This window comes from Nostoc sp. UCD121, from assembly GCF_014222285.1.
Lineage (GTDB): Bacteria > Cyanobacteriota > Cyanobacteriia > Cyanobacteriales > Nostocaceae > Nostoc.
The window spans coordinates 1-20,258 of record NZ_JACKZS010000145.1 but is presented as its reverse complement, the minus strand read 5'-3'; the positions used below and the strand labels follow the sequence as shown (position 1 = coordinate 20,258).

The 20,258-nt window shown below is 40.7% G+C and carries 17 protein-coding genes and 3 pseudogenes; 13 read left to right on the top strand and 7 right to left on the bottom strand.

Annotation, left to right across the window (positions count from 1 at the left end):
* The coding region (locus GNF10_RS25080) for a Crp/Fnr family transcriptional regulator (RefSeq protein WP_185607255.1) at positions 1-817 on the bottom strand (817 nt) is incomplete at its 3' end.
* Between the two features lie 757 nt (positions 818-1,574).
* Here GNF10_RS25080 and GNF10_RS38855 point away from each other — a divergent pair.
* Entirely contained in the window at positions 1,575-2,231 is a 657-nt protein-coding gene (locus GNF10_RS38855) for a hypothetical protein (protein ID WP_260446099.1), read from the top strand.
* 67 nt (positions 2,232-2,298) lie between these two features.
* Here GNF10_RS38855 and GNF10_RS25070 read toward each other — a convergent pair whose 3' ends face one another.
* Positions 2,299-3,231 (bottom strand): GIY-YIG nuclease family protein, encoded by a 933-nt coding sequence (locus GNF10_RS25070; RefSeq protein WP_185582349.1) that lies wholly within the window; start codon positions 3,229-3,231, stop codon positions 2,299-2,301.
* Positions 3,232-3,393: 162 nt separating this feature from the next.
* Here GNF10_RS25070 and dinB point away from each other — a divergent pair, with 162 nt between their 5' ends.
* A complete protein-coding gene (gene dinB / locus GNF10_RS25065; RefSeq protein ID WP_311774209.1) occupies positions 3,394-4,518 on the top strand; it encodes a DNA polymerase IV in 1,125 nt (374 codons plus the stop codon).
* A 46-nt stretch (positions 4,519-4,564) separates the two neighbouring features.
* Here dinB and GNF10_RS25060 read toward each other — a convergent pair whose 3' ends face one another.
* A complete protein-coding gene (locus GNF10_RS25060) occupies positions 4,565-4,849 on the bottom strand; it encodes a hypothetical protein (RefSeq protein ID WP_185582348.1) in 285 nt (94 codons plus the stop codon).
* Positions 4,850-5,475: 626 nt separating this feature from the next.
* Between GNF10_RS25060 and GNF10_RS25055 the strand changes: the two genes are divergently transcribed.
* From GNF10_RS25055 to GNF10_RS25035, 5 genes are all read left to right on the top strand, one after another.
* The gene (locus GNF10_RS25055; protein ID WP_185582347.1) at positions 5,476-8,709 is read left to right on the top strand and encodes an ATP-binding protein; all 3,234 of its coding nucleotides are present in this window, start codon (positions 5,476-5,478) and stop codon (positions 8,707-8,709) included.
* A 1-nt stretch (position 8,710) separates the two neighbouring features.
* On the top strand, positions 8,711-9,139 hold the full coding sequence (locus GNF10_RS25050; protein ID WP_015130210.1) for a hypothetical protein: 429 nt from the start codon (positions 8,711-8,713) through the stop codon (positions 9,137-9,139).
* A 64-nt stretch (positions 9,140-9,203) separates the two neighbouring features.
* Positions 9,204-9,500 (top strand): hypothetical protein, encoded by a 297-nt coding sequence (locus tag GNF10_RS25045; RefSeq protein ID WP_221644670.1) that lies wholly within the window; start codon positions 9,204-9,206, stop codon positions 9,498-9,500.
* Entirely contained in the window at positions 9,497-9,994 is a 498-nt protein-coding gene (locus GNF10_RS25040; protein WP_185607254.1) for a PIN domain-containing protein, read from the top strand. The genes GNF10_RS25045 and GNF10_RS25040 overlap by 4 nt, the downstream gene beginning before the upstream one ends.
* 5 nt (positions 9,995-9,999) lie before the next feature.
* Entirely contained in the window at positions 10,000-12,873 is a 2,874-nt protein-coding gene (locus GNF10_RS25035) for a DUF1156 domain-containing protein (protein WP_185607253.1), read from the top strand.
* A 34-nt stretch (positions 12,874-12,907) separates the two neighbouring features.
* Here the strand turns inward: GNF10_RS25035 and GNF10_RS25030 are convergent, their stop codons facing one another.
* The gene (locus GNF10_RS25030; RefSeq protein WP_221643643.1) at positions 12,908-13,057 is read right to left on the bottom strand and encodes a hypothetical protein; all 150 of its coding nucleotides are present in this window, start codon (positions 13,055-13,057) and stop codon (positions 12,908-12,910) included.
* A 105-nt stretch (positions 13,058-13,162) separates the two neighbouring features.
* Between GNF10_RS25030 and GNF10_RS25025 the strand changes: the two genes are divergently transcribed.
* Genes GNF10_RS25025 through GNF10_RS25015 form a run of 3 tightly spaced genes read left to right on the top strand, consistent with a single transcriptional unit; the run spans position 13,163 to position 16,988 of the window.
* On the top strand, positions 13,163-13,510 hold the full coding sequence (locus GNF10_RS25025) for a hypothetical protein (protein WP_185587610.1): 348 nt from the start codon (positions 13,163-13,165) through the stop codon (positions 13,508-13,510).
* The gene (locus GNF10_RS25020) at positions 13,498-13,788 is read left to right on the top strand and encodes a type II toxin-antitoxin system RelE/ParE family toxin (RefSeq protein ID WP_185587608.1); all 291 of its coding nucleotides are present in this window, start codon (positions 13,498-13,500) and stop codon (positions 13,786-13,788) included. Before GNF10_RS25025 ends, GNF10_RS25020 begins: the two co-directional genes overlap by 13 nt.
* Positions 13,789-13,823: 35 nt before the next feature.
* Positions 13,824-16,988: a DEAD/DEAH box helicase gene (locus tag GNF10_RS25015; RefSeq protein ID WP_185587606.1), complete on the top strand. Its 3,165-nt coding sequence runs from the start codon at positions 13,824-13,826 to the stop codon at positions 16,986-16,988.
* A gap of 30 nt (positions 16,989-17,018) precedes the next feature.
* Here GNF10_RS25015 and GNF10_RS25010 read toward each other — a convergent pair whose 3' ends face one another.
* Entirely contained in the window at positions 17,019-17,201 is a 183-nt protein-coding gene (locus GNF10_RS25010; RefSeq protein ID WP_185587603.1) for a hypothetical protein, read from the bottom strand.
* A 972-nt stretch (positions 17,202-18,173) separates the two neighbouring features.
* Here GNF10_RS25010 and GNF10_RS25005 point away from each other — a divergent pair.
* Positions 18,174-18,950, top strand: coding sequence for a hypothetical protein (locus GNF10_RS25005; protein ID WP_185587601.1), 777 nt, complete (start codon positions 18,174-18,176; stop codon positions 18,948-18,950).
* Positions 18,947-19,420 carry a PIN domain-containing protein gene (locus GNF10_RS25000; protein ID WP_185587599.1) on the top strand — a complete coding sequence of 158 codons (474 nt, stop codon included), beginning with the start codon at positions 18,947-18,949 and terminating at the stop codon, positions 19,418-19,420. Before GNF10_RS25005 ends, GNF10_RS25000 begins: the two co-directional genes overlap by 4 nt.
* Positions 19,421-19,489: 69 nt before the next feature.
* On the opposite strand, the pseudogene GNF10_RS24995 reads toward GNF10_RS25000, so the two are convergent.
* Positions 19,490-19,795, bottom strand: a pseudogene (locus tag GNF10_RS24995) (transposase); the annotation flags it as partial.
* Here GNF10_RS24995 and GNF10_RS24990 point away from each other — a divergent pair.
* Positions 19,786-19,968 (top strand): annotated as a pseudogene (locus tag GNF10_RS24990) (IS4 family transposase); the annotation flags it as partial. The pseudogenes GNF10_RS24995 and GNF10_RS24990 sit on opposite strands and share 10 nt — an antisense overlap.
* Positions 19,969-19,996: 28 nt before the next feature.
* Here the strand turns inward: GNF10_RS24990 and GNF10_RS38850 are convergent.
* A pseudogene (locus GNF10_RS38850) lies at positions 19,997-20,194 on the bottom strand (hypothetical protein); the annotation flags it as partial.
* Positions 20,195-20,258: the final 64 nt, after the last annotated feature.

The following is a 20,258-nucleotide window of genomic DNA, read 5'->3' as shown; positions in this document are numbered from 1 at the left end:
CCTGCTCCCTGCTCCCTGCTCCCTGCTCCCTGCTCCCTGCTCCCTGCTCCCTGCTCCCTGCTCCCTGCTCCCTGCTCATTTTGTCGAGAGCAGGCTGAATTGGTACACTAAGCAATCGAGCGTATTCGTCTTTAATCATGGAATAACATTCGCAAGACGTATCTTCCAAATTCTGTCGATTCAAAATATTAATAGTGCCACGCTTGTAGCTAATCATTCCGGCTCGGCTGAGTCTATTTGCTGCCTCCGTAACCCCAGTGCGACGGCAGGCCAGCATTTTAGCAATATATTCCTGGGTCAGAAAGAATGTATCTGATTGCACGCGATCAGCAATGATGAGTAACCAACGCGCAAGCCGTCGTTCTATAGTGTGTAAGCTATTGCAGGCAAGTGTTTGTGTCACTTGGATAAGCAGTTCATGAGTGTAACGTAATAGTAAACCTTGAAGCTCTCCACCTCGGTTGAACTCAGCGATTAGCAACTCTGTCTTCATCATGAGAGAACTGCCCCGAATCTGGACAAATGCAGTTGTATTTGTAGTTTTGCTGCCCAAAATCACAGAAACGCCTACGATGCCATCATTGCCCACTATGCCAGCTTCGACAGTTGAGCCATCTTTTTGGATACAAACTAAAGAAACTATTGATTGATGGGGAAAATAAACGTGTGTTATCGGTTCATTAGCTTTATAAAGAACTTGCCCAACTTCAAGTTCGACTTGCTCTAGATGAGGAGCTAGACGTTGGTACTGTGCCCTAGTCATGGCAGCAAGTATTTGATTTTCTATTGGAAGATGAAGTTGCTTAGATACTGACATGGATAACCTACAAGTGCAATTGTGCTTTAAAAGCACGCTTTGGCAGCTTGAGAAGAGGCAGCAACTAGTCCCAATATGTCAAAAGGTGGTTTTTATTCAGAAGTTGTAAACTTTATAATTGACAACGGGAGCATTGAAGCGTACATTAACGATCCGCTTAAACTTAATGCAGTCTTTGATTATAGCAGATTTAACGCTGTTCATCTGTTCGTTTACGTACATAGCCGATTCCACTTTTCCCACTTTGACTTATTTGATTCTTTGAACACTCGTGCCACTGCCGATTACCATTGCCGGAGGACGAGATTGTAGACTTGCACTGGAGTGACAATTACCACATCTGCGATCGCCGTCCGATGTCTTCGTATCTTTTGGAGAAGCCTTAAGAAGAGCAAGAGCTTATCGCCGCCCCCGCTCTCATCCCTGCTCGATTAACAACTGTCCCTACTAGTCTGCCAACCCAAAAATGCTGCGTGATCGCTGGGTAAAGGGTAAGGTGTAAGGGATTTGAAACCTTTCCCCCTTCGCCTTTACCCTTAAAAGAGCCAAGTTCACTTGGCGAACTACTACGTCTATGATTGCTCCTTTGGTCGGAGATGGGAGCAATTATCTGGCAAATTGCAGCAGCAAAGATGTTTTAAGTAAATCAGTAGAGCGATTGAGCTAACTCTCGTCAGTTTGATGGATGTCTTCAAGTGCTGAATCTGGTGAAATTGTTGGTAAAGAAAACGTTTAATTTAAAGCTTGTAGAGTATTTATGACTCAAATGCCAATCATTCGCCAAATCCTATTAGATGCCGATACTGGATTGCTACCATATCTTAGTCAACAACTTCAAACACAGAGTTTTTCACCTTTTAAAAGCCAATTTGGTTTTTATGTAGATGAATCTTGTACACAAGTTACCTCGGTAGACGATTCTTTAAAAACACAAACGATACTTTTGTTGACTCTCAAGTTTTCAATTCTTGTAGATAGCAAAACTTCCTCGGATGAGGCGGCAGTACACGCTCTTGAGTTTCAAGAATTGCTAAATGCACAAATTATTAGATGGAGCCAAGACAACGAAAACTTGCTGCAACCAATCTCAGAAATTAAAAGCACGTTCAGTCAGTTGTCAGATATCCCGTTCCACGGTGGCTACCTTCCAGGTTTTGAAATTAAAAGTCAGTTTACTATAGTTTACAGTCCTGTTACTACAGAGTTAAGCCAATCAGAGTCAGCTCAATATTCCTTGCATAGTCCAGGGGAACGTACTCCTATCAGTGGACAGTATGAACTAATAAATTCTGATGGAAAAGGCGCAGGGGTGGAGGTAACATCAACTGCCGGAAATCCGTTTCCTCCAACGAGTGAATCTGACCAATCATATAGATTAGTTGACCCCACAAAGCACAAAAACCCTAATAAATAGCAATTAGCGTTGCTTTGGCGATCGCATAGAAATATGGAACCTGGCTGTTGTAGAGCATGAGTATAGGCTAGATAGCAACTTGAGATAAGCTAATGTTGTCCTTAAGAATGTCTATCTCGACTGGAGGAAGTACTTTATCTTTCATTTGTTGTAGCTCATGTAGGGCAGCGTTAGCATCGGCAGCACCAAATTTGAAGTACTCAGTTAAACTACCAATGCGATAATTGTAATTATGATAGCGGTGTTTAAAATATAGTTCGACATTACCCCTGTGTGGCCAAGTTCCAAGTATTTTAATCTCAACAGTTTGATAAGGGATAAGTAAATCTGCTTCTATTTCTGCCAATCGCTGTTGGATAGGTCTAGTAGTAACTCCTATCTTGTACAAAGTGCCAATATGTGTTTTAATCTCTAAAAAATACAGAGAACAAGATAAAATTCGTTGAAATTGAGCGCGATAAAGTGTTAAGTCAGTAAGGCAATATAACTTATCTGCTGCATTTTTGTATAAGGCGTGTTTGGCTGCTAGCTCTAGTTTCAGTAGCTTTTTGAGCAACAGAGGTTCTTGCACTTCGTTGAATAGAGTGAATTCTAGCGCTCCAACAGGGATTTTTCCTAAACTAGTAAATTCATAAGCTGGAGGGGTTAAATACACATTTTTCTTGAACATTCCAGCTTTGAGAAGGCTTGGATTGACTAAACCAGGGCTGATAGGATGATTGAATAAGCCGTATTCTTTCCAAAGCAATTTTAACTGTGCTAAATCTTTACGCGATAGGTAAATATTAAAATTATCATACAGTGGTAAAATCGGGAAATCACGGTTAGCTACAGGCAAGCAGGTCGCTGAAGAATGTGCAAAATGATGTTGCTTGACTTTACCTTTCTTAGCAGTTAGCCCACCGTAACAGTAAGGGCATAAAAGCTCAGTCTTACCACTACCAACATCTTCAACACAGACTAATTGTCCATCTGAGGCTATACCAAATTTAAGCCACATCGTCACGTTCACTCATTAGCAGAAAAACCAATCGCAGCAGTAGCATAAAGTTCAAGCAAGCTTTAAATAATTTGCAGATATGTTAAATTTCTCTCTAAACTAGTGCTAGTGTACTATAGGATTTCTAATTTAGGATTTAATTTGCTCAAAACGAGACTGCTTGTGGTGGAGCTACCCTTGGGACAACAATCTGTCGCTATAACTAGGAAAATAGTTCACGTAGATATGGATGCCTTCTACGCATCGGTCGAGCAGAGGGACAACCCTAGCTACCGAGGTAAACCGTTAGTAGTCGGTGGCAGCCCGAATCAGCGAGGCGTAGTTGCAGCCGCCAGTTATGAAGCTCGTAAGTTTGGCATTCACTCAGCAATGCCGTCAGTAACAGCTTTTGCAAAATGCCCTGGGCTTATCTTTGTCAGACCAAGATTCGACGTTTACCGAGAGATTTCCACTTCAATCCACGCTATCTTTAAACGCTACAGTGATTTAGTGGAAGGGGTTGCACTAGATGAAGCATACCTTGACGTTACTGAGAATAAGCAAAGCATCCCCTACGCTTCTACTATTGCAAGACACATCAAAACTGCAATTTTTCAGGAAACCCAGTTGACAGCAACCGCAGGCGTGTCAATTAACAAGTTTCTTGCAAAAATGGCATCAGGGCAGAACAAGCCGAATGGACTGACGGTGATTTTACCGGAGGATGCGATCGCCTTTGTAGAGCAACTGCCGATTGAGAAGTTCCACGGCATCGGTGAGGTGACTGCGACTAAGATGCATTCACTGGGGATTCATATTGGTGCAGATTTGAAGGAGCGATCGCTGACTGACCTAATACACCACTTTGGTAAAGCAGGTAATTATTACTACAAGATTGCCAGGGCAGAAGATGACCGCCCAGTTGAAGCAAATCGGGTTCGCAAATCGATTGGTGCAGAAACCTCGTTTGCACAGGATTTAAGCGATGTCGGTCAAATGTTGCAAGAACTCGAACAGATTGCCCAAATTGTCGAGCAACGGTTGGAGCAGCACGAAACGCGAGGCCGCACATTAACGTTAAAAGTCAAGTTCTCTGACTATCAGCAGCTAACCCGCAGTAAGACAATGCTTGCTCCCATAAGTGAACTATCTACGATTTTTGAGATAGCCAAAGGACTGTTTGAGTCGATTTCACTGGAAAACCGCAGTATTAGGTTGTTGGGAATTTCCTTGTCAAATCTGGATAATGCCAAACAAACCCAAGTCATTCAACTGCCACTATTTCAAAATGCAGGCATTATATTTTAGCGTAGGCTAGCAAGAACCGCAGGCATCCCGCTGTTTAAATACTGACTCACCCACGACAAAAATCATCAACCCTCAACTCGCGCCACACATCAGACGGTTGCCACCCGGAGTTACCCACAGAGCGGAGGGGGCGGTAGTGTTCAGAAATGTATTCGGATTCGGAAACGTAGTCTTCAATGTACACAGGTGGATTGGGTTCAATTACTGGTTCAGGAATATTTTGGCTCTCAGGAATCTCAATAGGTTCAATCGGTGGTGGGGTTACTTCTGTTTTCTTGCGAATTGGGTTAGGGTTTTTTTTGATGAGTCGTTTCATATCTATAGGAATCATTCGGCTTTGCACAAAGAATGGATATCCCAGAATACAAGAACTTATCAACGAATCAGAGACATTTTGCCATAAAGTTATATGGGCGTGGATTGCTTTTTAGGGACGGGAGCGGAGCGCTATGCTTAATAGCCATTCGTAGAAACGGATTTAACAATAGGTATGATGTTGTCTACTCGCATATCGAAACATATTTACCGACCAATTGTCGGCAAATAAGCGAGAAAGTGAAAGCTAAATTCTCAATTCTTGTACAGGCTCCTTGCAAATCCGTAATTTTCGCCGCTAGACTTATTGCCTCCACTAAGTATGTGGAGGCGAATTCATGGAAAAAACGTCGTTATCCCTGCTAATTACGATTTTTTCTCCTCTGCTATACAAAAGCGAAAGTGAGAAGTTGATTTCTCTTGGGTAGCGATCGCTGCCCTTGAACAGTCCCAGGGTTAACGCACGAATATGACCTATGCTGTCAATTAAAGAACTTTTATAGTTTGTGACCTAAATCAGTGCAAAAATATCATAAATGTGTATAGAATTAATCAATTGAAACAAGTAAGTGTATTTTTAAGAACACTAAGTTGTTGACAGTTGGTAGTCAACTCTCAACTAGTAACGGTCAATGTATTTCTATGCTTCCGTCAGTATTCAAAACTTGCATTCCTAGAGAAGAAATTTTAGATGGGGAACTCTCTTCTGATTTATTTGCCGCTAAGTTACGGCTAGTTGTCGAAGGACTTGCGCCCCAAGTCTACCAAGATCCCACAGCCTTTTTCGCTAATACTTTTGCCACCGATGGTTTGAAAACCTTAATCTCGGAAGTATTCGGGCGGTTGGTAGGTGCTGCTGTCGGCTCCCCCATTATTCGATTGGAAACCAGCTTTGGTGGTGGTAAAACCCATGATGAAATTGCTTTGTGGCATATTGCCAAACATGGACGGGACATTCCTGGACTAGACCGTTTTACAAATTTAAATTTAATTCCAGACCGACCGATTCAAGCAGCTGCGATCGCTTGCCAAGACCTTGATCCAGTTAACGGTGTTTACCATGCGGACACTGGCGTTACCACTTATACCCTTTGGGGAGAAATTGCCTATCAAATTAATGGTGTAGCAGGTTATAGCCTGCTTAAAGGTTCTGACGAACAGCGAGTCAGTCCAGGCACAGTGGTTTTAGAAAGGATAATCCAAGGGCAACCCACAGTCATTATCATCGATGAAATTGCCTCATACCTGAGAAAAGCCAAGGCGACTCTAGTTGGTAACAGCAACTTAGCTGGACAGGTAGTTGCTTTTTTATTCGCCCTCATGGATTTAGCAGCATCTTGTAATAATTTAGTATTTGTTTACACGCTGGCTTCCTCCACTGACAGTTTTGGCGAAGAAACCACCGAAATCCGGGAAACCATTTCTGCTACTGCTAGGCAAGAGCGAATCATTAAACCCAGCACTGATATTGAAATTTACAATATAGTTAAGCAGCGAGTATTCGCCAGTATTGAAGCTAACGCTGCCAATAATGCTTCAAAAGAATATTTACAAACTTATAAAGCTAGTCGGATTAATTTACCAGATGGCTGCAAAGATGCACGCTATGCCGACAGTATCGAGCAGAGTTATCCCTTCCACCCAGAATTATTTAATCTGCTGACTAAAAAGATTGCCTCGATCCCAAACTTCCAACGCACCAGAGGCGCTTTGCGGTTATTTGCTAGAGTTATACGTTATTTATGGGACGATACTAGTGGATGGATACCGCTAATTCATTCTCACCACATTCCTGTTGGTATTGAAGAGGAAATCACCAGCGATTTAACAGCCCGTTTGGAACGTCCTTTGATGCGGATTACGATCCAAGCAGACATTTACAACAAAGATGGTAGAGAAGCACACGCTCAGTTACAAGATGCAGTATGGATTGCTGCTGGTAAACCTCCCTTTTCAACCTGGGTAGCCCGGACTATTTTTTTGCATTCCATCACTCAAGGTATATCTGCGGGTATTCGCCGCGCCGAATTAAATTTATCTTTGTTGACACCAGGGCTAGAAATTGGCTTTGTTGATACTGCTTTAGAAAAACTGAGTGAAGTTGCTTGGTACTTGGAAAATGATCCAATGACAACTCTGGCTCGTTTTAAGGAAGAACCATCAATCAATAAAATTATTGCCGAAGAAAAAGCTCAAGTTGGAATTACCGAGGCGAAAGATGATTTACGAAGTCGCCGCGATACCATTTTTGCTGATAAATTCTTCAAACTAGTTCCTGCACCGGAATCACCCGCAGAAGTGGATGATGTGTCGGATAGCATCGCCCTGTGTTTAATTGACTTTAGCGAGGCGACTATTTCTGTAACCACTGAAGGGCCACCGCCAATGGTGGAGAAAATTTTTAATGAAACAGGCGAGTCAGGTAAGTTTCGCACATTTAGAAATCGTTTATTATTTTTAGTTGCAAACAAGCAAGAATTAGAACGAGCGATTGACAACGCTAGGGAGTTCCGCGCCATTCAGAATATTCTCAATTCTCCCAATCGCTTGCAAGATTTATCAGAAAATCAGCAAAAGCAACTCAAAGATAAAAAAGGTTCTCTTGATTTAGGGGTAAGGGTATCTTTAACCAATGCCTACCGCCACTTATTTTACCCCGCTAATGACCCCGTAAAAGCTGCTAAAGGCTTAATGCACTATACTCTTTCTGCACAAGATTCTAGCGATATCAAGGGCAAAAATAATCAACAAGATGTCATTTTAAAAGCACTAAAAGATTGTCAAAAAATCCGTGTTGAAGAATTACCCCCCTATGCACCTGCTTACATTTTGCAGAAGGTGTGGCCGTCTGGGTTAAACCATTGGACAACTAAAGCATTGAAAGAGGCTTTTGCCAAAGACCTGAGTTTAAATATATTTGTCGAAGCTGAGTTATCCAAGCTGCGATTAACTATCCGCCAGGGGTTGCAGACTGGTAATTGGGATATGAAGGTGGGAGAAAAGCTGTTTATTAAAACCGATGACGGTAAAATTACCCTACCCGACTCTATAGAATTTTCTGAGAGGATAGAACTCTACCGCCGGGGAATTCTGGAACCACCAAAACCGCGAGAAATTGAACTGAATGCTCAAGTTTTGTCCAGTACAGAATCGGTAAAACCTGTACGGATACGGTGGAAAGCATCGGGGGCTTTGACGATTAAGCTGTATCAAGATGGGAATTTGGTTGCAGGGGAGTTTCGCCCTAGTGATGAACATGAGACAGCGATCGCTAAAACCACAACTTTCAAAATTGTAGCTGACTACGGCAATGGCGAAGTAGAGGAAAGGGAAACCCAAGGGAAGGTATTGGCTTATGGTACTGGAACACCCAGTACACCAAGCGCAGGCGAGGATGGGAACGGTTCGTGGGATGATTCACCTCTATTTAAAGCCAAGCCGGAAGAATTTGATTTGGAGGGAACACTCGATAGGGTGTTTAATGAATTAGGCGATCGCATCCAAGATAATCAAGTTCAGGGTATCCAGTCGTTGGAAATCTCCGTTGGGCAAGTGATGGACTACCGCAAGTTGATGACGGCTTTCCCGATGTTGATCAAGCTACCCTTGCAAATAGACCAAACGGCAACTATTACTGTTAATGAACAGTTTATCAGGTTAGAGTACCAAGGGCCAGTCAAAGGATTTCAAAGTTTTCAGGGGGCTGTTAACACTTTGCTAAGTAGCCCGGATGTAAAAGCTGACGTGTCCCTGAAGCTCGTATTTGAATTTTCATCTCCAGTGCAACCAAACGGCGCAGAAATCAGTAATATCAAACAAGCCCTGAATCGTAATCCGGTTGACAGGCTGAATTTGACGGTGAAAGTAACGTACTGAGATGCAAGAGTTTCAATTGCGAGTGGTTCCTACAGATAACAATAACTTTGCCCTGGAGTTGTATCAATGTGCTTATAAAAAAGCCGGTGAAAAAAAGCGTCCTTCTGCCAAGCGTATTGGGCGTTTAAAGGGCAATGCTTTAATTCAGGTGAAACAGGCAATTTATGATTCTTTGAAGGCGAATAATTATGACCCCAAAACCTTAAGTCACAATCGCCAAACTCCTTATGTTTTGAATGAGGAATCAGGAATAAATCTGGCATTACTGTTTCAGACTTTGCAACCGCTTTCTAAAATAGAACGCATTGCGAATATCGCCCAAGGGATTAGAGCCATGAGTTATGAAGAATCGCACTACTGGTTTGCCAAGATTAGCAATGGTAAACGTAATCAGGCTTTGAAAGCGATTCGTGTTCTTTTGGGGGATTAGTTGACGGTTGACGGGCAACAGTTAAAAAATAAACTTATAACTATAAATTAGGAGGTAAAAATGTATGAATATGATAATTGACGTGCGTGGTGCTGTTCTAGCTGCGAAAAAATATTTTGAAGATATCCAGGATATGATAGGTAATTCTATCAATGATATTTTGCTTGAAGAAGTAGAATTGTCAGAGAATAAAAAGTTTTGGTATGTAACTTTAGGTTTTAGTCGCCCTGTAGCTAAGACTGAAAGAACACTTATCCCTGAAGCTATTTCTTTAGCTAATAAATATGAACGTGAGTATAAAATATTTACCGTAGATGCCGAAACGGGGGAAGTAAAATCGATGAAAATTCGTGAGGTATGAAAGATTATATTAGTTTATTGTTTAAAAATTACAAACAAAAAGGAATTTTAATTGACACAAATATTTTACTGCTTTGGTTTGTTGGTACTGTAAATCGGGGGCGAATATCACAATTTAATCGGACTGAAAAGTTTTTACCGGAAGATTACGATTTGCTGGTGAGTGTCTTGTCGTATTTCTCAAAAATTGTTACAACTCCTAATGTGCTGACTGAAGTGAATAGTCTGGTTAACCAGATTGGTGAACCAGAACGTTCTCAATGTTATTCTGTATTGGCTCAAGCGATGACTGCATTAGATGAATTTTATATTGAAAGTGTCAATGCTGTTCAGCTAGATAATTTTACTAAATATGGGCTGACTGACTGTGGAATTGTGACTTTAGCAAAAAATAAATATTTAGTGCTTACAGATGATTTCAAATTAGCTAATTATCTGCAAAAAGTAGGTATTGATACAATTAATTTTAATAATATTCGGACTTATGGTTGGTAATAAAAATGTCTGACTCAACTTCTAAACGCCCTGCTGTATTTATTGAAAAAATGATGCCTGTGCAGGTATTAAATGAGCAAGTTAATTTTGAACACGGGGGAAATCCATTTAAAGGATTACATCGTTGGTATTCGCGTAAGCCATTATCTTTTAGTCGCGCCAGTGTATTGGCTTCTTTATTACCAGCAGATATCACAATGCAAGAATTTGAATATTTGCTGGGGTTAGTACCGGGGAAGGAGGTAAAGCTATATAAAACGCCGCCTAATTCTGTGCAAATTAAGAAGGTGCATGATTATTGTGAGAAGGTTTGGGGAACTCGCACACCGACTGTTTTAGATGCGTTTGCAGGTGGTGGAAGTATACCTTTTGAGGCGGCGAGATATGGGTTAAATGTGCTGGCTTCTGATTTAAATCCTGTAGCGGTGGTGACGATGAAAGCGGCTATGGAATATCCGCTAAAGTTTGGCCCTGATTTGCAGCAGGATATTGATAAATGGGTGAAGTGGGTAGGGGATGAAGCTGAGAAAAGGTTAGCTGAATTTTTCCCTTCTTTACCTGGGGAAACTGTTCAATATTATTTATGGGCGCATACGGTTGTTTGTCCAAATTGTGAGTCTATTGTTCCGCTTAGTCCTAACTGGTGGTTAGATAAATCATCTAGTGCAATTAAGAAAGCACAACTAGCTGCTATCAAGCCAATTTCTAATCCAGATGAAAAAAAAGTAGATTTTGATCTAGTTAAAGGCAAAAAAGGCAATGGAAGTACTATAATTACTGCTGATGGGGAATATGATCCTGATATTGCTGTAACAATAAGCCGTTCAGTTGGTAAATGCCCCAATTGTCACAATATTATTGAAGATGATGTAATTAAATCACAAGCAAAAATAAATGGTTTAGGACATCAGTTATATGCAGTAGCATCAAAAATAGGAAATAATTATTTAACTTTTAGAAAAGTTACACAAATAGATATACAAGGAGTTAATAAAGCACAAGAAATATTTACTGAGAAATCTGAATATTTTGAAAGTATGAATTTTATTCCTCATGAGAAGGGAGATAATACCGGAATTTTCGCTTGTGAGGCTGACAGGGTTTATAAATATGGTATTCAGGAAACTGCTCAATACTTTAATGTGCGTCAACTGTTGACTCTTATTACTTATATTGAAATAATAAATGAAGCAAAAATATTAATTCAAGGTAAGTATACATCAGAGAAAAGTGAAGCTATATTAACTTACTTATCTTTAGTTTTAGACCGATGTGTTGATAAAAACTGTAGGTTATCGCACCTAAATACTACTGGGCCAAAAGTTGAGTCGGCTTTAGGTCAACATTCATTGAATTTAGTTTGGAACTATCCTGAAACTAATGGTAGTGGTAGACTCTGGGAATACCAAGCAGAATCAGCCGCATCTGATTATTCTAAACTTTGCTCACTATTTGGTACTAAACCAGGTTATAAAGGTATTCCTGACCTTGAACAATACAATCCAAAATCAATTCAAATAGACTCAGCATCAGCTGATAACTTAACTCACATCCCTGATAAATCTGTAGATGCAGTTATTACAGATCCACCTTATTATTCCACGATTCAATACGCCGAACTATCAGACTTTTTCTACGTTTGGCTAAAACGCACCCTTGGTGATGTATTCCCCGAATTATTCTACCTAGAACTCACCGACAAAGACCGCGAAGCCGTCGCCAACCCTTCCCGCTTTCGCAATATGGGAGTATCGCCAGAAATTCTCGCCAACCAAGACTATGAAGCAAAAATGGCGATGGCGTTCGCTGAATACCACCGAGTCCTCCGCGACGACGGCGTGATGACAGTGCAATTCAACCACAAAGACTCCGGCGCGTGGGATGTCTTAGCCAAATCTCTTATCGATGCTGGTTTCGAGATTACCGCATCTTGGGCTGTCAGTACCGAAAACCCGCAAAACTTACACCAAGCACAGAAAAACGCAGTATCCAGCACCGTGCTTTTAGTATGCCGCAAACGCGATCCAAATGCTGAACAAGCTTGGTGGGATGACGTGCGAATTGACGTGCGAAATATCGTCTTTGAAAAAGCGCCAGAACTCGAAAAATGCTTAACTGAAGATTCTCGTCCGGCAGCTGATAGAGTAGCAGATCCACAACGCCGCATTAAACCCCCTGGTATAAACTTGTGCTTAAGTGCTTTCGGTTCCGCTTTGAGTGTGTTTACCAAATATAGTTCCATTCTCGACAGCGCAGGGAATCAAGTTGAACCCAAAGCAGCATTTGAAGAAGTACGCCAAGCAGTAGTCGAATACCGACTACAAAAGCTGTTAGAAGGTAAAGACTTCAACGGTATCGACCCTCTAACCCAATGGTACATCTTGGCATGGGATACCTTTGAAGCGCGAGAATTCCCCTTCGATGAAGCTAGACAACTGGCTTTAGCAGTGGGTGGTTTTGATGTCTCCGATTTAGTCAAAAAACACAAACTACTTGATTCTGCAAGCGGTTACTGTAAATTACTCACCCCGCAACAACGCTTGAAAAAACGCGCCTTCTCTGTCACTGATACTGAATTTTCTGCCAGATATTTAGTTGATGGACTCCACGCCATTATCGCCCTTTACCAAGAGGAAGAAAATACAGAACCAGTCCGTAGATTTATGAAAAATACAGGCTTAGTTAGCAACGATTTATTTATGCGGACATTTGAAGTAGCGTTGAAAGTAATTCCGCGCATTGGTGATGAAAAGAAACGCCTGACTGAAGAAAAAGCGTTATTAGATTTGTGGTTGGCTATGGATGAAATCAAAGCGAAAGTGTCTTACGTGCAACCTGAGATACCATTTAATGAAGGTGGACAATTGAACTTATTCTGATAATTCCGAACCCAGCCAAACAACAACTAATCGATTAGAGTTTATTTAAGGAAACTAAACCATTGTCTTGAAAATCTATTTCTAGATGATATCCTGCCATGAGAGAAGTTCCACGTAAAGGTTTATAACCAGCAGCTAAAACTGGAACTAATATCTCTATACCGTCCCATACAATTGTTGCCAAATGTATAGACAATAAAGCTTGACTACCGTATTTTAGTTAAAATTTAGATAAGAAGAGTGAAAAATGTTGTATTTGTAGCAGAGCTACTACAAAAATTAAAAGCTTATGACAGCAAGCAATATTAGGCAGCAAATTTTAGAACAGTTGGAAACGTTACCCCCAGAACAGGTAAAAACTCTCCTGTTAACATGGCTGACTAGTTCATCAGGGGATTTAGAAGATTTTGAGCAGTTAGTGACAAATCAAGCTATTCAAACCACAGAAGAATCATTTGAGTACGGTGAGATAGGCGCAGCATTAAATTTTCAACCTCTTACTGAAGCCCAAATGGTTCAGCAGAGCCAATCCGCTCTCGAAGCCTACCGTAGCACAGGTTCAGGAGTGGCGCATGACCGTGTGCGCGAATGGGCAGACAGTTTAGGAACTGAACAAGAACGCCCATGTCCCAGATAGTTTGGACACAAAGTGCAATTGACGACTTAAATCGTCATTACGATTTTATCAAACTTAATAATCCTGATGCAGCAGCACGGGCAGTACAAGCAATTGTCTCTTCAGGCGAGAGTTTACAGCAGAATCCTCGTCGAGGCGCAATTGTAGATGAATTAGCAGGGCTACGAAAACTTTTAGTTTCTTTTGGTAAATACGGTTTTATAATTCACTACGTTATTCTTGAGGATGATGTTGTTATTTTACGTGTCTATCACGGGCGAGAAAATCGACCTCGTTAGTATTAATTTTCAAAGGATATAAACAACCGCATAATATGCCGAAAATTTTACGTGAATATCCCTGGAAAATTAGTTACACCAGCAACACCCACAACACCATCACTGATTTCTACATTCCTGCTTTGGAGTGTGCCATTCAATATGATCGGAAAGCAGGTTTTTTTAGCAGTGCTATACTGAGTAAAGTTGCACGGGGTTTAGGTGCAATGCTACATAACAAAGGGCAAATACGGTTAATCATGGGTTGTCAGTTTAGCCCCCAAGATTTACAAGCAATTCAACAGGGATATGAACTGCGAGACGCATTGCTATCTCGTCTAGACGCAGACTTAAAACCACCAGAAAGTTTTGCCCAACTCAAACACTTAGAAATTCTCAGTTGGTTGATTCAAAACCAGTATCTCGATATTAAAATTGCTATTCCTCTCAAAGAAAATGGACTACCTGAAGATAGTACACAGCAACTAGACCCACAGCATATATTTCACGAAAAAGTTGGCATTTTTACTGATAGCAAGGGCGAGAAATTAGCATTTAACGGTTCCAATAACGAATCTATCGGTGGCTGGGAGAGGAATGTAGAATCCTTTCACGTTTATTGTTCTTGGGAGGGAGGAAGGGAACTAGATAGAGTTGAAGAAGAAGTAGCGAGATTTGAGCAACTTTGGTATGACGTATCGCCTAACGTGCGAGTCTTTGAAGTTCCAGAGGCGGTACAGAAAAAGCTGTTGCGTTACGCAAAATCTACTAAACCTGATTGGAATGCTCAAGCTGAATTTGACTCTAGACCTCTAACAAAAATAGAATTAACCGAACCAGAAGCACAACCAGAACCGGAACTAAAACTAGACTCTTCAGCTATCTCTACAGAAGTAAGGGAAGAAGAACGGTTGGCATTTACTCAACTTGCCAATATTCATGAACATCCCGGCTGCTTGGACTTTTGTTTAAAATCAATTCCCATTCACCCCTGGCCACACCAAATTAAAATCCTGCGCCGCGTTGCTCAAAAATTTCCCCAAAGTTTTCTCATCGCTGATGAAGTTGGTTTAGGAAAGACTATTGAAACTGGTTTAATTCTGCGTTATCTGCTGTTATCCAAAAAAGTGAAGCGAGTACTGATTTTAGCACCTGCTAGCGTTCAACCCCAGTGGCAAGAAGAACTACGGGAAAAATTTAATCTGCATTTTTGGAGTTACACATCTACAGAATTTAAAGACCCCTACAAGCGGACTATCCCCGCAGCAGCTAATCCCTGGAATACCCAAGATTTAATCCTGGCTTCTTCTCATTTGGTGCGAAGAACTGACAGAATGCAGCAGCTACTATCAGCAGAACCTTGGGATTTAGTAATCTTAGACGAAGCCCATCATGCCCGTCGCAAGAGTCCTCAAGACCGCAAAGAAACACCCAATCGCTTGTTACAGTTAATGACACAGTTGAAGGAGAAGACAAAATCCCTGATTCTTTTGTCAGCAACTCCTATGCAAATTGATGCCATAGAAGTTTTCGACTTGTTAAACCTGCTGGGATTGCAGGGGCATTGGAGTTATGGCGATAACTTCTGCTATTATTTCGCCTCGCTACAAGGTGCTGTCAAGCAGGAAGTAACTAATTTTTGGCAAGTCATGTCTAGCGATTATTTTCAGCGCGGCGGACAACCAAGTTCTAGATTAGAGCAGTTTTTGACCAAGAGCGATCGCATTCTTGCTTACAAAATGCAGGATACTTGGCAACGAGGAAAGAAAATCTCCAATCACAAACAACTATTGGCAGATGAAGACTTTATCGACACCTCACGCCAATACTTGACAGTGAATACTCCCTTAAAAGACTTGATGTTCCGCCACACCCGCGACACTCTCCGACAGTACTATAAAAGGGGACTGTTAGAGCGGGATATTCCTACTAGAGTTGTGCAGGATAATGCTATTACGCTGGAACCCCAACGGGAAGTACCGCTTTATGTGGCTGTCAGCGACTATGTACGTCACTTTTACCGACTGGCGCAACTAGATCAGCGTTCTTGTTTGGGTTTTTTGATGACCCTTTACCGCAAACGTTTGACCAGTTCATTTTATGCCATCAAGTCATCTCTGCAACGTCGTTTGGATTATTTGTTAACTCAACGGGGAAGCGTTTTAAGTGACGACGATTTAGTGGATGTAGATAATGAGGATGATGCAGTGATTGCTGGGCTGGAATCTTTCTTTGAACCAGTAGACCCCCAGGAAATTCAATATCTTGAAGAATTACTACGCCAATTTGAAAACACTGGGGAAGATAGCAAACTTTCTCGCTTTATTCAGATTTTACGCCAAGAATTAACTGATCGAGAAAGTGCGATCGTTTTCACCCAGTACACTGACACGATGGACTATCTACGCGATACATTGAAGGAGTTGTACGGTAGCCAAGTAGCTTGTTATTCAGGTCGTGGTGGGGAATTGTACCAGAATGGGGAGTGGTGTCTAGTTCCCAAGGAAGAAATTAAACGCCGATTTCGCCAAGATGAAATCAAAATTCTCCTCTGTACTGAATCTGCTTCCGAGGGTTTGAATTTACAAAATTGCGGTGTATTGATTAATTATGATATGCCTTGGAATCCCATGCGGGTCGAACAGCGTATTGGGAGAATTGACCGCATTGGACAAAGATATCCAACTGTGCGAATTCACAATTTTTACTATGATGGCACTGTAGAAGCAAAGGTTTATCGAAAATTGCGCGATCGCATTAATGCCTTTGCCACTGTTGTTGGTAATCTTCAACCGATTCTAGCCCAAGTCCCTACGTTTATTGAACGGGCTGTTATGAGTGCTGATCCAGAAGAAGAGGATGTTTTAATGTCTCAATTCGATTCTGTGTTAGACAGTCCACCACCTCGTCTTGCAATTGAAGAAATGGTAGCAATGGACTTAGACGCTGACTTAGCAGAAATTCAAAAACCAATCCCCTCTACTCCTTTTACGTCAGAAGCAATTGAGCAGTTATTCACCGACTCAGCAATTTTAAAAGCTAGTGGTGTGCAGTTTGAGAGAAAGAGCGAACGTACTTGGCAACTGAATTACAAAGGGCAGAACTACACAGTTACTTTTTATCCTAATATTTTTGATGAAATGCCTTCACTACGTTTAATGAATTTTGGCGATCCCTTGTTTGAAGAACTTTTAACCCGTCAGCTTTCTTTCTTCGATTAGGGCTTCCGCTCCTCTCTGAGTGTATTTGTACTATTTCAAGCTGTATGCTGCTACCTTGAGCCGAGCATGAGCTTCTTCAACCGGATTCACCAAACAGGCTATCGGTGCATGGATAGCGATCGCCTTGATTACAGTGCGATCATTCCTGTGTGGAGTTATTCGGGGCGATGATGGGATACCTTGAGGGAGCAAATGATAACCATTGGTTGTCAAAATCCAACTGGATGGTGTCTACACAGTCCCAAGAGGCTAGGTTCAATTTTTGCAAGGAATTAGCAATGTCGATCCCGTTTCAAGTCGTAAATGACTTTCTCCAAATACCAGTTTGCCGGCTTGCCAGGATTAATCTGTTGTTGGTGCTTAAGTAGTCTGATAGCAACAGAACCGTTACCAGAAAGCAAGTTTAGTAAATCATTCTGTAAACTTTTGCTTGCGCCAGTATCAAACTACTCTAATTCTGGTGGGTGTGTTCGTACCTCTAGGCTTTTGAGTTCTACTATCTGGCATTGCACAAGGGACTCTTTTTGACGTGCTTGCTCCATGAGCAAGTCAAGTTCAGACTTGTTTTTCTACATGAGAGAACAAATCAAAAATTTGAGATAGAAGAATGGATAGCTTTTGCTTCTCCAGTGGCTTATATAAATAGTTTTAATGGTTTAGTTGAGAGAAACGTTTGGTTACAGGAAAAACTGAATGCAGAGCGAAAAGAGCAGGAAGTTTAGCTAACTGGGACAATTGGAATTAGATAATAGTAAAGCCGAAGAAGCATTAAAGCAGTTTCCAAAATCAACATTAGGACAAGCTTTAAATCAAGAATTATCTACTTAGAAACAACCCTCCACCCTTACTGCTTCCATTTCACAGCCCCTACAAAAAATAGCAAGTGATAAGCTGATGTGCGCCTAAATTGTATAAACACTCTTTACGGTCGTTAAATGTTAACTGTTGACGGTTAACAGTCATCAGTCATCGGTCATCAGCCCTCATGTAAATGTTCAAGTTAAATGCGTAACAGCTTATTGGTCTAGCTGTGAGAGCGAGAATGTGAAAAAATTTTCCCTTTTACTAGGCTTTGGTGTACTTCCATCCGTCTATGATACATTTGTACTATAAGAGAAGGCTAAAAATAGGCTTAATAATTCGGCTTATTAATAAACCAGAGTGATACAATCAGGGACTAATGCAATGCGGCATCAAGACTTGAGATACTCTAGGGATGAATTTAGTAACAAGCTGACCATTGACATCGATGGCCCATATTTTCCGCTTGATAAATTTCAGAAAGCTTTAGAGAATTTTCAAACTATATTGTCTGAGTTGGATAGAAGTATATCTGGCACAGGTAAGCCTGGTGTTGAATGGTCTATTTCATCTATCAGTAGTGCAAGTATTCATTTAACAGCAGAAGCTAACTTAATAAGTGATGAGATTGAGCATAATAGACCTGCTCAAGTTATCTCTACATTTGTAAGGGGTTTAGAGCTTCTTCAAGAAAGACCTGAGCGCCCTGTATTATTCACCAACAAGGCTCTAATGAGTGCTAGGGCATTTAGCGAGATGCTAGATCCCGACAATTTTGCAGAAATAGAGTTTAGGGCAGATCCTGGAAGAATTCAGGTTACTACAAGCATTTCTTCTCATGTCGATGAAATCATCAAAGATTTTCACACATCCTACGGTTCCATAGAGGGACAACTAGTTTCTATTAGTCTTGCTAACCAGCAATCTTTAGGAATTCGTGACTTTATAGATAATAAAATTATCAAATGCTATTTTCCAGACAGTCTTTTTGAAACAGCCAGAAATGCATTAGGCCAAAGAATATATGTTTTTGGTATAATCCGGCAACGAACACATGGGCCGAAAGTCAATATTAAAGTTGCAGAGCTAAAAGTATTACCAAACCCTAGTGAAATGCCTAGCGTGATGGATATTTTCCGAAATCTGAGGGGTGAAAGTTGACTAAGCAACGCCACTACTGTGATTCATGTGTTTTCTTAGGATTTCTTAATAATGAATCCGATAAAATCTATGAATGTAAAACAATCCTCCAGGCGGCAGAAGAAGGAGTGATAGAGCTTTTCACTTCAGCTTTCACAATGGCTGAGGTGATAAAAATCAAGGGAGAGGCTGAACTTGACCAAAGCAAAGAACATATTATAGACCAATTATTTAAGCAATCATGGATTAAAGTTGCTAACTTTGAACGTGAAATGGCTCAGATATGTAGACATATAGTGTGGACGTATCAATTAAAACCGTTTGATGCGTTACATCTTGCCACTGCCATAAGATTAAAGGTAGATTATTTTAATACAACAGACCAAGCTATTATCAAAAAAATTCCTGCTACTGTTGGGTATCTTGCTGATTATCCTGGAGTAATAATTCAGAGACCTCATGTTGAAGGTTACACTCCACCGTTATTCTAAGCTTCGGTTTAAAATTTTTGTTTTCTAGTTTTAAATTTTAGAAAATGAATTACTCAATTACCACCCAGCTTCGGTAGTTATTTCCCAGTAAGTTATGGCTCTTCTTTTACCATAAATTATTTTCCTAATGTATCTAGTTTCTGATTTTTTATTGCTAAATGTTCTGTTAGATTTACACCACTTATTCGCCCTAACGCTCTGCCCTGCTGGAAGCCAGACTCCATGATTACTTCTTATTGCTACCACATAATCTAATTTATATTCAGCTAGTTTTCTAATAAACTGGCTACTTTTACCATATAAGCTATCTGCTAGTACTAATTTAATAGTAAACCCTGATTCAATTAACTCAGCAACAATTTCTTTTGCCATTTGATCGTATTTCTTTAGAGATGATATTTTGCGGTTTGTACCATTTTAGTGTCGCAAATGACAAAGGCAAAGCGGATGACCCGGTTAAGTACTTCGCTGCCCCAGAGAATCAAGACTTAGGCGTGGTTAAATATCTGCGAAAGCCAGTCTCCAAGCTAGATTTCTCGCCTTTTCCTGCACCCTCTTGACAAATGTGCAATTATCTTAATCTCTTATTGATGGGTGACAATTGAGTATCAACCAATCAAAAACTCGGAAAGACATAGCTGCTCTGAAAGCATCTATTGCCTCAGTGAAAGTGTTCAAAAGCTTGTTAGCACACTTACGTCTTAAAGCACCGATCAGCTAATGCCAAAGAATAAAAGTTTAAGCACAAAAAACTAAAATGAGATTCAAAAAACTTTAATATTTAAGAAGTTTGCTTGCTCTTGTTCATAATTGCCTATGGAATATAGTAAATATATAC

Excerpts from the sequence above, each read along its gene's own strand:
- GNF10_RS38855 (WP_260446099.1), top strand. The coding sequence starts at position 1,575 with ATGACTCAAATGCCAATCATTCGCCAAATCCTATTAGATGCCGATACT.
- GNF10_RS25070 (WP_185582349.1), bottom strand. The coding sequence starts at position 3,231 with ATGTGGCTTAAATTTGGTATAGCCTCAGATGGACAATTAGTCTGTGTT.
- GNF10_RS25060 (WP_185582348.1), bottom strand. The coding sequence starts at position 4,849 with ATGATTCCTATAGATATGAAACGACTCATCAAAAAAAACCCTAACCCA.
- GNF10_RS25055 (WP_185582347.1), top strand. The coding sequence starts at position 5,476 with ATGCTTCCGTCAGTATTCAAAACTTGCATTCCTAGAGAAGAAATTTTA.
- GNF10_RS25050 (WP_015130210.1), top strand. The coding sequence starts at position 8,711 with ATGCAAGAGTTTCAATTGCGAGTGGTTCCTACAGATAACAATAACTTT.
- GNF10_RS25045 (WP_221644670.1), top strand. The coding sequence starts at position 9,204 with ATGAATATGATAATTGACGTGCGTGGTGCTGTTCTAGCTGCGAAAAAA.
- GNF10_RS25040 (WP_185607254.1), top strand. The coding sequence starts at position 9,497 with ATGAAAGATTATATTAGTTTATTGTTTAAAAATTACAAACAAAAAGGA.
- GNF10_RS25035 (WP_185607253.1), top strand. The coding sequence starts at position 10,000 with ATGTCTGACTCAACTTCTAAACGCCCTGCTGTATTTATTGAAAAAATG.
- GNF10_RS25025 (WP_185587610.1), top strand. The coding sequence starts at position 13,163 with ATGACAGCAAGCAATATTAGGCAGCAAATTTTAGAACAGTTGGAAACG.
- GNF10_RS25020 (WP_185587608.1), top strand. The coding sequence starts at position 13,498 with ATGTCCCAGATAGTTTGGACACAAAGTGCAATTGACGACTTAAATCGT.
- GNF10_RS25015 (WP_185587606.1), top strand. The coding sequence starts at position 13,824 with ATGCCGAAAATTTTACGTGAATATCCCTGGAAAATTAGTTACACCAGC.
- GNF10_RS25005 (WP_185587601.1), top strand. The coding sequence starts at position 18,174 with ATGCGGCATCAAGACTTGAGATACTCTAGGGATGAATTTAGTAACAAG.